Origin of the sequence: Myxococcus sp. AM011, from assembly GCF_013372595.1 — a bacterium.
GTDB classification, from domain to species: Bacteria; Myxococcota; Myxococcia; order Myxococcales; family Myxococcaceae; genus Myxococcus; species Myxococcus eversor.
Genome location: NZ_JABXEM010000281.1, coordinates 1 through 14,003 on the forward strand (window position 1 = coordinate 1; position 14,003 = coordinate 14,003).

General features: G+C 67.5%; 17 protein-coding genes. 8 read left to right on the forward strand and 9 right to left on the reverse strand.

The window, feature by feature from the left end; genetic code table 11:
* The 4 genes from HUW62_RS38960 to HUW62_RS38975 all read left to right on the forward strand — a co-directional run.
* On the forward strand, positions 1-795 hold a 795-nt coding region (locus tag HUW62_RS38960), incomplete at its 5' end, for a hybrid sensor histidine kinase/response regulator (protein ID WP_176437298.1).
* On the forward strand, positions 792-1,409 hold the full coding sequence (locus tag HUW62_RS38965) for a response regulator transcription factor (RefSeq protein WP_163866206.1): 618 nt from the start codon (positions 792-794) through the stop codon (positions 1,407-1,409). The genes HUW62_RS38960 and HUW62_RS38965, both read left to right, overlap by 4 nt.
* 124 nt (positions 1,410-1,533) lie before the next feature.
* Positions 1,534-2,307, forward strand: coding sequence for a hypothetical protein (locus tag HUW62_RS38970; RefSeq protein WP_163866205.1), 774 nt, complete (start codon positions 1,534-1,536; stop codon positions 2,305-2,307).
* A 123-nt stretch (positions 2,308-2,430) separates the two neighbouring features.
* On the forward strand, positions 2,431-2,634 hold the full coding sequence (locus HUW62_RS38975) for a YjzC family protein (RefSeq protein ID WP_163866204.1): 204 nt from the start codon (positions 2,431-2,433) through the stop codon (positions 2,632-2,634).
* Positions 2,635-2,704: 70 nt separating this feature from the next.
* Here HUW62_RS38975 and HUW62_RS38980 read toward each other — a convergent pair whose 3' ends face one another.
* Positions 2,705-3,835, reverse strand: a complete 1,131-nt coding sequence (locus tag HUW62_RS38980; RefSeq protein WP_163866203.1) for a hypothetical protein — start codon at positions 3,833-3,835, stop codon at positions 2,705-2,707.
* Between the two features lie 194 nt (positions 3,836-4,029).
* Between HUW62_RS38980 and HUW62_RS38985 the strand changes: the two genes are divergently transcribed.
* Entirely contained in the window at positions 4,030-4,647 is a 618-nt protein-coding gene (locus HUW62_RS38985; protein ID WP_163866202.1) for a hypothetical protein, read from the forward strand.
* A gap of 71 nt (positions 4,648-4,718) precedes the next feature.
* On the opposite strand, the gene HUW62_RS38990 is transcribed toward HUW62_RS38985, so the two are convergent.
* A complete protein-coding gene (locus tag HUW62_RS38990; RefSeq protein WP_176437299.1) occupies positions 4,719-5,684 on the reverse strand; it encodes a hypothetical protein in 966 nt (321 codons plus the stop codon).
* A 197-nt stretch (positions 5,685-5,881) separates the two neighbouring features.
* Between HUW62_RS38990 and HUW62_RS38995 the strand changes: the two genes are divergently transcribed.
* Entirely contained in the window at positions 5,882-6,571 is a 690-nt protein-coding gene (locus HUW62_RS38995) for a hypothetical protein (protein ID WP_176437300.1), read from the forward strand.
* A gap of 8 nt (positions 6,572-6,579) precedes the next feature.
* Here the strand turns inward: HUW62_RS38995 and HUW62_RS39000 are convergent, their stop codons facing one another.
* Positions 6,580-8,016 carry a PLP-dependent aminotransferase family protein gene (locus HUW62_RS39000; RefSeq protein WP_163866200.1) on the reverse strand — a complete coding sequence of 479 codons (1,437 nt, stop codon included), beginning with the start codon at positions 8,014-8,016 and terminating at the stop codon, positions 6,580-6,582.
* 198 nt (positions 8,017-8,214) lie between these two features.
* Here HUW62_RS39000 and HUW62_RS39005 point away from each other — a divergent pair, with 198 nt between their 5' ends.
* A complete protein-coding gene (locus HUW62_RS39005; RefSeq protein ID WP_176437301.1) occupies positions 8,215-8,544 on the forward strand; it encodes a DUF2917 domain-containing protein in 330 nt (109 codons plus the stop codon).
* A 4-nt stretch (positions 8,545-8,548) separates the two neighbouring features.
* Here the strand turns inward: HUW62_RS39005 and HUW62_RS39010 are convergent, their stop codons facing one another.
* The 6 genes from HUW62_RS39010 to HUW62_RS39035 form a co-directional block, all read right to left on the reverse strand.
* Entirely contained in the window at positions 8,549-9,511 is a 963-nt protein-coding gene (locus tag HUW62_RS39010; RefSeq protein WP_176437302.1) for a prolipoprotein diacylglyceryl transferase family protein, read from the reverse strand.
* 68 nt (positions 9,512-9,579) lie between these two features.
* A complete protein-coding gene (locus HUW62_RS39015) occupies positions 9,580-9,957 on the reverse strand; it encodes a hypothetical protein (RefSeq protein WP_176437303.1) in 378 nt (125 codons plus the stop codon).
* A gap of 32 nt (positions 9,958-9,989) precedes the next feature.
* Complete coding sequence (locus HUW62_RS39020) at positions 9,990-10,223, reverse strand: hypothetical protein (protein ID WP_176437304.1); 234 nt, start codon at positions 10,221-10,223, stop codon at positions 9,990-9,992.
* A 155-nt stretch (positions 10,224-10,378) separates the two neighbouring features.
* Positions 10,379-10,765: a hypothetical protein gene (locus tag HUW62_RS39025; RefSeq protein ID WP_163866195.1), complete on the reverse strand. Its 387-nt coding sequence runs from the start codon at positions 10,763-10,765 to the stop codon at positions 10,379-10,381.
* A 303-nt stretch (positions 10,766-11,068) separates the two neighbouring features.
* Positions 11,069-12,064: a type I methionyl aminopeptidase gene (map, locus tag HUW62_RS39030; RefSeq protein WP_163866194.1), complete on the reverse strand. Its 996-nt coding sequence runs from the start codon at positions 12,062-12,064 to the stop codon at positions 11,069-11,071.
* On the reverse strand, positions 12,064-12,282 hold the full coding sequence (locus HUW62_RS39035) for a hypothetical protein (RefSeq protein WP_176437305.1): 219 nt from the start codon (positions 12,280-12,282) through the stop codon (positions 12,064-12,066). Before HUW62_RS39035 ends, map begins: the two co-directional genes overlap by 1 nt.
* 308 nt (positions 12,283-12,590) lie before the next feature.
* Between HUW62_RS39035 and HUW62_RS39040 the strand changes: the two genes are divergently transcribed.
* Positions 12,591-14,003, forward strand: a 1,413-nt coding sequence (locus tag HUW62_RS39040; RefSeq protein WP_176437306.1) for a serine/threonine-protein kinase, incomplete at its 3' end; no start/stop codon positions are given.

The window sequence follows — 14,003 nt, forward strand, 5'->3', positions numbered from 1 at the left end:
GAGCCCGCCGCTCCCACCCTCGCCGAGAATCGCCCGCCGCTCGTCGTCCTCGTCGTCGAGGACCACCCCGTGAACCGGGAGGTGGCGCGCGCCAAGCTCGCCCGCCTGGGCTATCCGGTGGACCTCGCCTGTGGCGGCGGCGAGGCGCTCGAGGCCATCGCGAGCAAGGATTATGACGTGGTCTTCATGGACCTGCAGATGCCTGGCATGAGCGGCCTCGAGACCACCGCGCGGCTCGGCGAGGCCACCGCGGGCCGGCGTGTGCCGCATGTCATCGCCATGACGGCGAGCCTCTTCGAGGAGGACCGCGAAGCATGCAGGCGGGCCGGCATGTATGACTTCGTCGGAAAGCCCATCGACGTCGCGCAGCTCGACGCCGTGCTCACCCGCGTGGCCAAGGCGCGCGGCGCCGCCGCCCCCTCGCTGGAGCAGGAGCCCCTCACGAAGCTGCGGCGCATCGGGAGCCTGGGCGAGCCGCGCTTCTTCGAGGGCCTGTTGCACATCTTCCTGGAGAGCACGCGGGGGCGCCTGCCCCGGCTGACGGAGGCGCTCGAACGAGGGGACGCGAAGGACCTCGCCTGGGAAGCGCACATCCTCAAGTCGGCCAGCGCCACCCTCGGTGCGGTTCAGATGTCCGAGGTCTGCGCCAAGGTCGAGGCGGCGGCGAGGCAGGGCCGGCTGGAAGGCCTCGGCGCGGCGCTCGTGACGCTCGCAGCCCAGTTCGTGGAGGTGGAGAAGATGCTCAGGGCCGAGCTCGAAGGCGGGCCTCCCCTGACCATCCAGGAGGCCTCATGAGTAGCCCGTCTCCCAGGGTCTTCCTCGTGGATGACGACCCCTTCCAGTTGCACTACCTGGGCGGAATCCTGCGCACCGCGAACTACGTGGTGGAGGCGTTTGAATTGCCGGAGGTGCTGCTCGCACGCCTCTCCGCGAATGACCGGGGCTGCGCGGTATTGGACTTGCGGATGCCGGGGCTGGATGGCCTGGCACTGCAACGCTCCTTCCTGGATGTTGGCATTCTGCTCCCGCTCATCTTCGTGAGCGGCCACTCCGATGTGCCTTCGGCGGTCACTGCGATGAAGCAGGGCGCGGTGGACTTCCTTTCCAAGCCGGTGGATGCCGAGGCGCTCCTCTCCGTGTGCGCGCGCTCCATCGTACGGGACGCGGAGGCCGCCGCCCGGCGCGCGGCCCGCGAGCACGTCCGGGCGCGGTTGGCGGGCATGTCTTCGCGCGAGCGCGACGTGTGCCACCTGTACGCCCAGGGCCTGCTCAACAAGCAGATCGCCGCCACGCTCGACCTCACCGAGAGCACGGTGCAGGCGCACCGCGCTCGCGCCCTGCAAAAACTCCAGGTGAGCACCGTGGCCGAGCTGGTCCATCTGCTGGCTCAGGCCAACGAGACAGACTGAGCTGCACGCCACGAAGAGAAACCGCCCTTTGTCAATCGGTGTTTTACCGATGGTGAGGCCCACCCTCCGCATGGTGCCATCGTGATGCTCAATCACAGCACCCACCAGTCAGCGGAGATAACGAATGGCCACCACCACGCGTGCGTATGAGTTGTTGATCGGGACAGGCAATGACGGCACGGACGAACATGTCGATATCGAGCTCGTGAATGCCGCGGGAGCTGTGAGCAACAAGGAGCGGCCCGCCAGTGGAGACAGCGGGCGCAACAATTATGAGAAGGGCTCCATCGAGATCTTCGACCCGCTCACGTTCACCTTGGATGGGACGCCGGCGAAGATCAGGGTCCATTTCACCGGGTCGAAATGGAAGCTTGGCGGGCTCTGGTTGACCGACAAGACCACCGGCGAGACATGGTATGCGCTGCCGGACGCCTTGGTCGGTTCGGGCAGCGGTGCCATGCGCTCGCCCGCGACCTTCGATTTGCAGCAGCTCCGAGAAGGGGACGCCCCCGCGCCGGCCTATGACGAGTTCAAGGTCTTCATCTCCACCGCCTCCGGCAGCGATACGGGGACCAATGACAAGGTGTTCCTCAAGCTCTTCGATGCCAGGGCGGTGTCGTCCCTCACGCAGCGTCCCGGCGCCACGGACAACATCGGGAATCCAATCAACGACTGGAAGAGCGGCACCAGGCAGGAAGCGAAGGTCGCGGGAGGGCTCGCGAAGATGGGCTCCATCAGTTACATCCTGCTTTGCAAGTATGGCTCCAATAGCTGGAATCCGACCACGGTCGATGCGGAAGGCGTGTCGCCCTCTGGGCCTTCCCGGCGCTTCGTGATCAACCACCCGTTGACCGAGGCCGCCAACAAGTGGATTTTCGTCAGGGCCAACGCCACCTGACAGGCCTCATGAGCCTCTCTCCCTCTGGGGAGGTATGGCTTGGGTCTGTCCACATCTCCAAAGTCTCACGCCGTGCCAGCCGGCACGACAACCCGTCCCACAAGGACGGAAGAGGAGACCAACATGGCGACGGTGGGACAGCGGTTCAAGACAGGCGAGAAGTGCCCGACTCGGGGCATCTACACCTTCGACGGCTACACGGACAACACGACCACCCCCGCTCCGACCAGCGAAGAGCGCGTCATCACGCTCGACGAGAACGAGACCTTCCCGCCCATCAGATCCACCAACAAAGGGGCGTACTGGAAGCTCACTCGAGTCCTGTAGTCAGCCCCCGCTGCCCCGCCCGGAGTACGCAGCCGGACGGGGCAGCGCCGTTGCCGGGCGTCAGGACGCCTCAAGGCGCGCGCAGCTCCATCCGCAAGGACTGCTTGCCCACCCATTCACCGCGCAGGAGGTTCTTGCCAGCCTCCAGTTGCAGACGCGCCGTAGGGTTGCCGTCCGCATCGCGTTCCTCCAAGGTGAGCTTCCCGCCTTCTGCCTGGCCATCCAGCTCAATCGCCTTGCGATGCTTCTCGTAGAAGTACACGCCGGATACCGAGTTGTCGTCCTGCTTCTCCAGCATCATCACAATCGGCAGCTTGCCGATTCGACCACGCAGCACCTGACTAAAGACATCGCCTGACGACGCTTGACCTTCCCCCAGCAGCACGCTCTTGCCGTAGGCCGTCAGATGCGGACGCAGGGAGTCATACGGCAGTGACAGGCTGACGGTGTTGACGTCATCGAGCGCGCGCGACGCGTGGTTGCTGCAGCGCTCCGCGGTCATGCGGGCTTCCGCCGCATTGAACTCCCAGCGCTCATTGAAAGCCGTCCTGGCGCGCACCTCGTCACTCTCGCCGTCCACGCTGGCCAGACACTCGCGGTTGAACGCGATGCGCTCCTCCAGGTCGTCAATCGTCTCGTGCGCATCCTTCTTCTGGCGTGACGCCTTCAGCTCCTTTTCATGTCGCGCGACCTGCGCACGGTAGAGGCGCTGCTTTTCCTTGTGCATGCGCAGGCTCAGCGCACGAACCCCAGCCGGGGTGAACAACTCCCGTGGATTGAGCTGGCGACCCGTCCGCATGTCGAAGCTGTAGGACACACTGTACGTCTCGCAATAGGCGCCGCAGCCCTCGGCATTGAACTGAATCGTGAGCAGACGCGCATCGTTGCGAGTCACGCTGAAGGTCTGACCGGCGAGTCCCGCCAGGTCGAATCCGTCAGCCGGCAGCTTGGGCTCCGCCTTCACGGGCGCCAGCGCCTTGAACCGGCCGATGAACAGGCTGTCGTTGATGTTGGCGGCCAGCTCCGGCTTGTCGTGGGTGATGAACGGCATCTGGATGACCTCCTGCGGAAAGGCTTGTTCCGCAGCCGGCTTGGGGATGACCGTGAGCGACGTCACTGTCAGGTCGGCCGCATGGGCACCACCCGCGAGCAGCGCGGCCAGAAGGGGGAGCAGCGCGAGACGTACGGGAAGACGCTTCATCGGGAGTCCTTGGACATGACGGCCACAGCGGCATCCTGCCGCATGGCTCCACCGAAGAGCAGCCCATGCACCACGTCGTGGACTCATGCCCAGCGCTATTGCAGGCTTCACTGGTGGGCCGAGCTGACCATGGCACCCTCACGGTCCTGCACGGCCTCACAGCCGCCGTACCCACTCGACCCGGAGGACCCTCCATGCCCCGTTCTGCTTCCTCGCTGCTTGCCCTGGGACTGCTGCCCTTCGCCCTGACTGCCTGTGGTTCCGCCGAGGAGCCCACCCTCGATGACGGCGCCATGGGCGAGGCCGAGCAGACCGTCTGCACCCCGAACATGTCCGTCACCTTCGGAACGGCCGACAACTTCGGCGGGGGACCGGACCCGTTGCCCTACGCCCCCACGGCGATGCCCGAGTTCGTCAACTTCCTCGCGGCCAACAGCATCCCGGTCAGCCAGCTCAAGACGCTGGATGACGCCACGTCCAACCGCCACACCGTGGCCACGCTGCGGCACGGACTCAAGAGCTGTTTCACCCAGACGCCGTCCTGCACGCTGACGCTCTGCGCTCATGCCCGGGCGCTCCCGACGGCACCTCAGAAAGACACCATCACCGTCTACGACACGGACTTCGGCACCTACAGCTTCCCCATCATCGCCAGCACGTCCGTGGTGCCCGCACTCGCGCCGACGTGGAACCCGGGCAACACCGCCCTCCTGTGCATGCCGCTCCCCATCACCTCGGTGGGCGACATGCTCCAGCTCCGCATGCAGAACTCGTCGATGGTGGACTACATCCGCATCAACCTGAACTGCTGAACGCCGTGAGTCGGGTGTAGACCTGACGGCCCGCGGAGCCCCCCCCGCGGGCCCGAAGGGCACTCAGTCGTTCAGGGGCAGCTCGTGGGCGGCAGGAGGCAGGTGACCAGACCGCAGTCCACGGGGCAATTGAACTGGCTCTCCGGGAAGTCGCAGATGTTGTCACCGCAGTAGCCGGTGGTGGGGACGCAGTCCATGGGGCAACTGAACGGGTCCTCCGGGAACTCGCAGAGGGTGTCGCCGCAGGTGCCGGTGGGGGGAGGGGCGCAGTCGCCGGGACAGGTGGACTCCGTCTCGGTGCCATTGCAGATGCCGTCGCCACAACGGACGCAGTCCGCCTCGCACGACTCACCGAATTCACAGACGTTGTCGCCGCAGACCATCTTCCGCAGCCGGAAGCTCTGCAAGCAGCCTCCGCGTCGGTCATCCATGTTCATGATGATGGACGCGGAGCGGGTCGACGTAATCGTGTGCAGCCCCGCGTTCCCGCACTGCCCGTTGAAGTTCTCATCCTCGAACTTCACATCAAGGGCGACATCGCCGCGCCCGGCGAGGCTGAACGACTGGACACACCCACCGGTCCGCTGGTCGGTGTCGATTCCCCAGGCGCTCGTCCACGCCAGACCGGTGGTCACCGGGATTGAACGCAGACCCGGGTTGTCGCACTGCCCGCCGCCCGTGAAGCCGTCCTCGCCACGGAAGTCGACCGAAATCACCAACCCGGAAAGCTCGCCGTGCGGGTCGCTGATACCCAGCTTCTGCGCACAGCCGCCGGAACGTCCATCCGTATCAAGGCCCACCCGGGTCGTCCACTCTCCCAATGACTTGCCTTCGGAGACAATGGTTCCCCCGTTGCACTGGCTATTCGAGCCGCCGCTGTCGCCGCGGAAGTCATGGTAGAAGAGCGCCGCGCCGAGCGACTGCTCACCGGTACCAGGTACATCAACGGGCTGCTCCGCATCCATGGGGCCACAGCCCACGGAGAGGACCGTGGCGAAGGCAATGACTGCCGAAAAAGACTTGTAGCGCCTGAACATGAACCGCACCTTTCGCGAGGCAAGTCCGAGAGGGACTTCGGTCCAAAGAATGACATGAATGAGCGGCAGGACCTATTCCTCACACGCCCCCCCCAACACAGACCCGAGGCAGGAATGACTCCAGGTGGTGTAACGCCGACCGTCTGGTTTGACTGAACCCGCGCGGTCCGCCGCGCCTCGGTGTACACAGGGGCCCCATGAGTACCCCTGTCTCCTTCTTGCTGATTCCCTCCGAGGGACTCGCCGGCGTCCTGACCCGCGCGCGCCTCGCGGCCATGCGCGCCACCGTGGCCGAGGGCCTGGAGGACCCGGAGGACGACGATGACGAAGTCCTGCTCCTGGAGCTGATGGACCACCTGTCCCGGCACGGCGCGGACACCCTCACCCGGCTCCCCGAGCAGCTCGAGGACGGAGTCTGGGACCTGCTCGACGTGCTCGCGGACGAGTTGGTCCACCTGGGCAAGGACGCGCGAGGGGAACCCCTGGAGCTGGCCACGCAGCTGCATCCCAGCGAGTACGACCTCCAGGCGGCGGAGGCCGTCGTCGGCTCATCCTGCGCGGAGCCCATCCATCGACTCTGGCGCTTCACCGTCGTCGGCCGCATGCCCGGACAGGACATCCCCACGAGCACGGGCTCGATGCGCGCGTACCCGGCCCTCGGCTACTGGACAGGCGCGGAGGTCCGCCAGCTTCGCGAGGGGCTGCGCGAGCACCTCGACGGCGCTCCCGACTACAAGCCCCACCTCCGCTCCGCCCGCATCCGTGCCTGGCTTCAGCGCAAGCTGTCCCCCGCGCGACGCGGAGACCCGGCCCGCGCGCTCGACGCGGCCACGCACGCCCTGGACAAGGCGTCCCGCCAGGGCGTGGGCCTCCTCTTCGCGCGCTAAAAGCCCCGTCACGCGAGGCCGCGCGCCAGGCGCCCCAACGTGGACACCGCCGCCTCGATGCGCGGCGTCCACGGCTGACCACAGCTCAGTCGGATGAAGTTCCGATACGAGTCCGGCCGCGCGGAGAAGATGGGTCCGGGCGCGATGCTGATGCCCGCTTCGATGGCGCGCGCATGCAGCTCCAGCGAGTCCACCTTCGGCGGCAGCTCTACCCACAAGAGCGAGCCACCCGACGGCCGCGCCACCCGCGTCCCCTCCGGGAAGAACTCCGCCACGCCCCCGGCCATGCTCTCCACCTGGGACATGAGATGGCGGCGCAGCGCGCGCAGATGCCGGTCATACCCGCCCTCTTCCAAGAACCGCGCAATCGCGAGCGGCGGCAGCGACGCCGTGGCAATCGTGTGCGAGAACTTGAGCAACTCTACCCGCTCACGGAACCGTCCCGGCGCCACGTAGCCCACGCGGAACCCCGGCGCGAGCGTCTTCGAGAACGAGCCACACAGCATCACGTTCCCAGACGTATCGAAGGACTTGCACGTGCGCGGGCGCTCCGCTTCGAAGTGCAAGTCGCCATACAGGTCGTCCTCGATGAGCGGAACACCCCGCGCCTCCAGCATCGCCACCAACCGACGACGCCGCGTCTCGGGCATGCAACTGCCCACCGGGTTGCTGAAGCTCGGCACCACCAGCACCGCCGCCACGCGCCGCCGCTCCAGCGCGGCCTCCAACGCATCCAGCTCCATCCCATGTCGCGGCGAGCACGGAATCTCCAGCGCCTTCAGCCCCAGTGACTCGATGGCCTGCAACGTGCCGTAGTACGCCGGGGACTCAATCGCGATGGTGTCCCCCGTGCGCGCCACCGCGAGCAGGCACAGGTGAATCGCCTCCGCCGCGCCACAGGTGATGATGAAGTCCTCGGGCGCCAGCGCCCCACCCCAGTCCAGTGAGCGCCGCGCCAGTTGTTGCCGCAGCTCCGGACACCCGGGTGGCACGTCGTACAGCACCCCCACGTCACCCGCCTCCCGGGTGAGCGCGTTCAGCTCCCGGTACAGTCGCCGCGTGGGCAGCAGCTCCGGCGCGGGCCACGCGCCACCGAGCTGCACGGTGCGCGGGTCCCTCATCGCCTGGTAGACGCGCGACACCAGCCCGCTGACGGTGACGGGCGTGGCGCTCGTCGCGGGCCGCGACACCCGCGGCTCCGCCAGGCGAGGTCGCTCGCGACGGCGCACGTAATGGCCCGACTGGGGCCGCGTCTCGATGAGCCCCACCGACTCCAGATGGAGGTACGCCTGCAGCACCGTGGAGATGCTCACCCGCTCGCGCAGGCTGAGCTGCCGCACCGAGGGCAGCCTGTCCCCGGCGCGCAGCGTCCCCGCGGCGATGGCTTCCTCCAGTCGCTCGGCCACCTGCTCGTACAACTTCGGTTTGTGTGCCAGCGCGCCCATGCCACCTCCGTCGAGATGCCGACCCGCGACCCGTATCGGTAGCGTTCCCTCCGCCCGTCGACCAGATACACCTGCCCTCATGCCGGACCGGTACAGTTTCCCACCTCGGAACTGTACCGGTCACAATGACAATCGGCTGCATCTGTTCTGTTCCCGTGGCGAGGCGCATGTTGCCTCTCACGAGGAGGTCATGGAGCCATGGAGTCGATGTTCGCTCTGTCGGGGCGGGGCTGGTGGAGCACGCTGTGGAATCACCTGAAGCCGGAAGCCCACCCGGAGGCGGAGGCTGGCTGCATCCGCCTGTTCCAGGGGGCGCTCTGGAGCCGGCGCCTGCAAGCAAGCGAGGGCCTGTCGCTCACCTGCACCGAGGGCCGGCTCTGGCTCACCTTCGAGCAGGACTCGAGGGACCATGTCCTGGAGCCAGGAGCCACCCTGCGCCTGGAGCAGGCAGGCCACGTCGTGGTGCAGGCCCTGCGGCCCGCGCGCTTCCGCCTCGCGAAAGACGGCCAGCGCCCCTCTCCCCCGTGAGCCCTCACCCCTCCTGCTTCACGGGGACGGGTACAGCCACTCCAGCCGCACGCTGACCCAGAACGCTCAGGAGGACGGCCGCGCCCACGACCAGCAGCACCACGGGAAACAACGCGCCTTGCTCGAACCCGGCGACGAAGGACACGTTCGGCTGGGGCGCGCGGAACGGGAGACTCGCCAGCGCCAGTCCTCCGTGCAGCGTGAAGAACAGCCCGGTCAACGCTCCCACGGGCCGCGAGCGCCACAGCGCGCGCACGCCCATGAGGACACTCCCCAACAGCAGTCCCTCCAGCAAGGCCTGGTAGAGCAGCACCGGATGCCGCGCCGGGAGGATGCGGTGCAGTTCCGTGAGGAGGGACGCATCCGCGCGCGCCAGCCCCGCCACCTCGTGCCCGGGTGCATACGCCAGCGTGGACACGTCGAACGACGGCGTCGCGACGGGCTGGAAGTCGGGCAGCCCCACCTCGGCGGGAAAGCGGACGGCCCAGGGCACGGAGGTGATTTGTCCCACCGGCGCCCCCTCCATGAACCCCGCGAGCGCTCCCAGCAGGAAGCCCAGCGGCGCGAGCACCGCCAGCGCATCCGTCACCTGGAGCCACGAGCGTCGCTGCTGACGCGCGAAGTACACCGTGAAGGCCAGCACCCCCAGCACGGCCCCGAGCACCGACGCGCCGCCCTGTTTGAACTGGAAGAAGACGGAGCCGTCCCGGGAGAAGTCGTCCCACTGGTGCAGGAGCACGTACCCCAGCCGCCCGCCCATCATCACCCCGAGGAGGCCCGCGTGGAGCACGAAGCCGGACACCTCCTGTCTCTCGAAGGGCCCCTCACCTCGCGCGGCCTGGCGCCGGAGCACCGCGAACAGGAGCAGGAAGCCCACCAGGTACGCCGCTCCCGTCCAGCGCAGGGAGAGCGTGTCGGAGAAGCGGAACAGGAAGGGACTGAAGCCATGCAGGAAGTGGGTGTCCACGACGCCTCGCGCGCGGCAGGCCACGGGAGGAAGACACGCGCCCTCCTCCCATGGACACGGGTTTGCGGTTACTTGAAGAAGTCCTCGGCGGGGATGTTCGTGAGTTCCTTCCCGACGACCTTGCGGAAGTAGAGCGTGGTCGAACCATTGCTGTTGGTATCGGCCTTCTGGTAGCGGAAGCCATCCAGCTTCCCATCGGCGAGCAGCCGATTCCAGTCCGTCCCGTTGATGCGGATGGTCGCGCTGGGACCACAGCAGTTGTACGTGACGTCCGACGTAATCACCCCTCCGCTCCAGGACATCGACATACAGCTCTGCTCATACAATCCGAGCTTCACCGTGGCCGAGCCCTGGTTCATCGTCTTGATGCAATCCTCGGCACCCTGCGCCGTTCCCTGAGACAGACACAGCCAGACCAGACACAATCCCGCCATCATCTTCTTCATGGATTCGCCCTCCGTTGGGTTTCGAGTCAGGGCTACAGCTGCGGCTTGCTGGCGGTCTCGGTGGCCTTCGTGTCCACCTTCTTGTTCTTCGGCTCCTGTTTGGCGGACTTGTCCTCCTCGATGGTGAGCGTCTTGGGCGCAGCGGACTTGGCCTCCGGCGCCGGCTTCGCGGCGGTGGGAGGAGGCGTCTTGGCGGGCGGAGTCTTGTCCGAGGCGAACGCGCCGGACGCGACACAGACAAGGCACAACGTCACCCAGCTCTTCATGGGAACGATTCCTTTCAAGACTGAAGGGATTCACGGGCCCCATGAATGACGCGAAGTCACACCACGACGGGCCCACGCGCACTGTCACCGCGTGGCACCCAATTCACAATCACCCTGGCAGGAGGGTTGCTGTTGCGATGCGAACAGCGAAAGTGCTACCGGAGGCTCCTCTTCAGGTAGAGCGCGAACGGCACGTGGGTAACGGCCTCGCCAGTGAGCGGGACCTCCAGCGTGCCGTCATACCGCGCGGGCCTGCGCCCCCGCGAGACCACCTCCGGCTGGATGGTGATGCTCATCCCCACCTTCAGGAACTGCTCCCGCGAGTCCTCCACCTCGGGGGCCTTCAGTCCGAAGTAGAGGTCCAGCTCGTAGCGCTGCGTCAGCTCGTTGGCGCGGAACGCCGCGCGCTCCACGAGCAGCTTCTCCTCCAGCTTCTTCAGGACGCCGGGGATGAAGTCCACCTGGAACGTCCCCTCCAGCGTCTGGATGACATCCTGGACGCTCTTGAGCGACTGGGGGTCGACAGCGATATCGAGTGCCATGGCGCGCCTCCGGCGACACAACCGCGTGGACAGTCCCTCGTCGGAGCGCTCCGCGTCGCGAAAGCCAGACACGTCGAGCCCCGGCCAGGGCGCACGTGATAGCGCACCATCCTGACCAGGCTGGGAGGTCATTTCGCGGTGGCGTCGACTCCGCGACAGGGATGAAGCCCTCGTGTCGGGAAGTCCGCGAGCCGGAGACTGTCTGCCTTCACACGTCGGGCTCGGACCGCGGGGCGACACGGGAACGCCTTGGCCGCCCGAGGAGGCCCCCTGATGCTGGAGGGGGCCTCGCTCGACGGGGACTCAGGGCACCGTGAGGATTTCGGCGCCCTGCTCGGTGACGAGCAGCGTGTGCTCGAACTGCGCGCTGCGGCTGCCGTCCGCGGTGACGGCGGTCCATCCGTCGTCCCACGTGCGGTGTCCCCAGCCACCCTGGTTGATCATCGGCTCGACGGTGAAAATCATGCCCGTCTGCATGACGGTGTCGGCCTCCGGCTCGTAGTAGTGCGGAATCTGGAGGGCCGTGTGGAACGTCTCGCCGATGCCGTGGCCGCAGTAGGCGCGCACCACGCTCACGCCGTTCTTGGTGGCGTGATTCTCAATCGCGCGGCCGATATCGCTGACGGGACGGCCGGGCTTCACGGCGGCGAGGCCCTCGTTCAGACACTCGCGGGTGATTCGCACCAGTCGCTCGCTCTCCGGCTGCGGAGTGCCCACGAAGTACGTGGCCGAGCAGTCCCCGTGCACCCCATCCAGGAAGATGGTGATGTCCAGGTTGACGATGTCCCCGTCCTCGAGCGCGCGGCTGTCGGGGATGCCGTGGCAGATGACCTCGTTGACGGAGGTGCACAGCGACTTGGGGAAGCCGTGGTAGTTGAGCGTGCTCGGGTAGCCGCCCCGGCGGATGTACGCCTCGTGGGTGATGGCATCCAGCTCGTCGGTGGTGATGCCCGGGCGGACGTGGCCCGCCACCTCCTGGAGCACCTCCGCGGCGGCCTTGCAGGCGCGGCGCATGCGCGCGATGACGTCCGGCGTCTTGATGTCGGAGTCTCCGCCCCGGCGCAGCGGACGGCCTGACACGGCGTAGTCCGGACGCGGGATGTTCAGGGGCACGTCGCGGCGGGGGCTGATGATGCCCGGCCGGATGCCCTGGCGAGCGACTTCGGGGCCCTTCTTGCGAGCCTCGACGGCGTCGGCGCCACGGTGACACTTCTTGTACTTGGAGCCGCTGCCACACCAGCAGACGTCATTGGGACCGGGCAGCACGGCGGGAGGGGTACGGGGACTGGCGGTGGTCATCACTCAACTCCGGTGTGGACCGTGTCCGACTTGCGGGCGCGCAGCCAGCGCAGCACCTGGGGCCGCAGCCACAACCGGGGACGGCCCGTGCCCAGGTCCAGGATGGGGCGGGGCATGTCCGGGTAGCGGCGCAGATAGGTGCTCACGCTGTTGGAGTGGCGCAGCTGCAGCAGGCCGGCCACGCCCTGGGCGTCGATGAGGTCTTCGGTCTTCACCATGGGACACATGAAGGCCCTGTCTATACCCTTAGACACGGCCCGGCGCACGGCTTTTACCGCCTCCCCGGGTGGGGAGCGGCCGGGCGGACAACCCCGCCGAGGCCTGGTGAACAGCCTGAGGGCCTCCAGGGCTGGAGGGGTGGAGCGGGCCCTCCCAGCGCGGCGGGCCCCGCCTCATGGGCGCACGTCTCCCGGGAGCCTCGCGGCCCCTGCCTGGGACGTCACCTGTGGGAGACCCACCATCGCAGGTCTCATGAGGGGCACTCAACCTGCTAGGTTCAGGAACTCCCAGGAGACCTCTGACGACCATGAGCACGCGGAACCCACCGATGAATCCGGACGCCCTTCCTCCGGGCCTCGTCATCTCCAGCGGCTGGCGCGTCATCGAGCGACTGGGCGTGGGCGGCTATGGCGTCGTCTATCGCGTGGAGCCCCTGGACGCGCCCGGGCGCTACTTCGCCCTCAAGCTGGCCCGCGACACGTCCGAGGGCCGCGCGCTGCGCGAGCTCACCCTGCTGCTCGACCGCGCGGTGCATCCGAACGTCGTCGCGGTGCATGCCTGTGGCCGCTGGCCGGACATCGTCACGGGCTACTTCTACTTCGTCATGGACTGGGTGCCCGGGCCGGCGCTCCACGTCTGGGCGGACCACCACAACCCCACCTTCCGGCAGCTCCTGGAGACCCTGCGTCGCGTGGCGCTGGCCCTGGACACGCTGCACGCGGGGGACGTGCTGCATCGGGACCTCAAGCCGGAGCACATCCTCTTGAGGACTCCCGAGGGAGACCCGGTGCTCATCGACCTGGGCGCGGGCGTGTACACCGGTGCGCCCACGCTGACGACAGGGCCACTGCCTCCGGGGACGCTCTACCTGCGCAGCCCGGAGGCCATCCGCTTCCACCAGCGTCACTGGCGTCGCCCGGATGCCCGCTACACCTCCGTGGCCACCGATGACCTCTATGCGCTGGGCGTCTGTCTGTATCGCGCCGCGACGGGCCACTATCCCTTCCTCCCGAGCTGGCCGGCGGACGTGCTGTGCGCCGCCATCACCTCGCAGGAGCCTCCGGCACCTTCCACGGTGAACCCCCGCGTGCCTCCCGCGCTCGACGCGCTGGTCCATCGGATGCTGGACAAGGACCCCGCGCGCCGCTTCCAGAGTGGCGCGGAGCTGGCATCGACGCTGGTCTCTACCTTGGAAGGAGCACCCGGCGGGTCCTGGGATGAGCCCCTCTTCGATTGGGCGGAGCCTCCGCTCGCCTCGGTGGACGGAGAGCCGTCTCCAGCCTTGCGCCGCGTGCGGCGTCCGGAGTGGGCATCACACCTGCGCAAGCCTCCGTCGAGGACCCGGGCCCGGCTGCAACAGGTGTGGGCCACGGTGCTGGGCATCCTGAGTCCGCCCCCACGGGCCGCGCCGTGGACCTCGCCCAGACACGCCACGCTGGAGGGCCAGGCGCGACGGATACATCCCCATTCCTATCGACGCCTGCTGTTGCCGCTGGTGGGAGGGGTGGCCTTGAGCCTGCTCGGGAGCTGGTTCGGGGTCGGATGGAGACAGACAACTCCACAGGTCACCAATGAAATGACCACCCCCACTGGTCAGAAACTGGCCAGCCCGCGCGAGTCGCCGCACAGTGGCGGAGTCGCGGTTTCGCCATCGGCGGAGCCCATCCCCGCGACCGTCGCCCCCGTGGCGCCGTCACTCCAGGACCCCACTCCCGTGAAG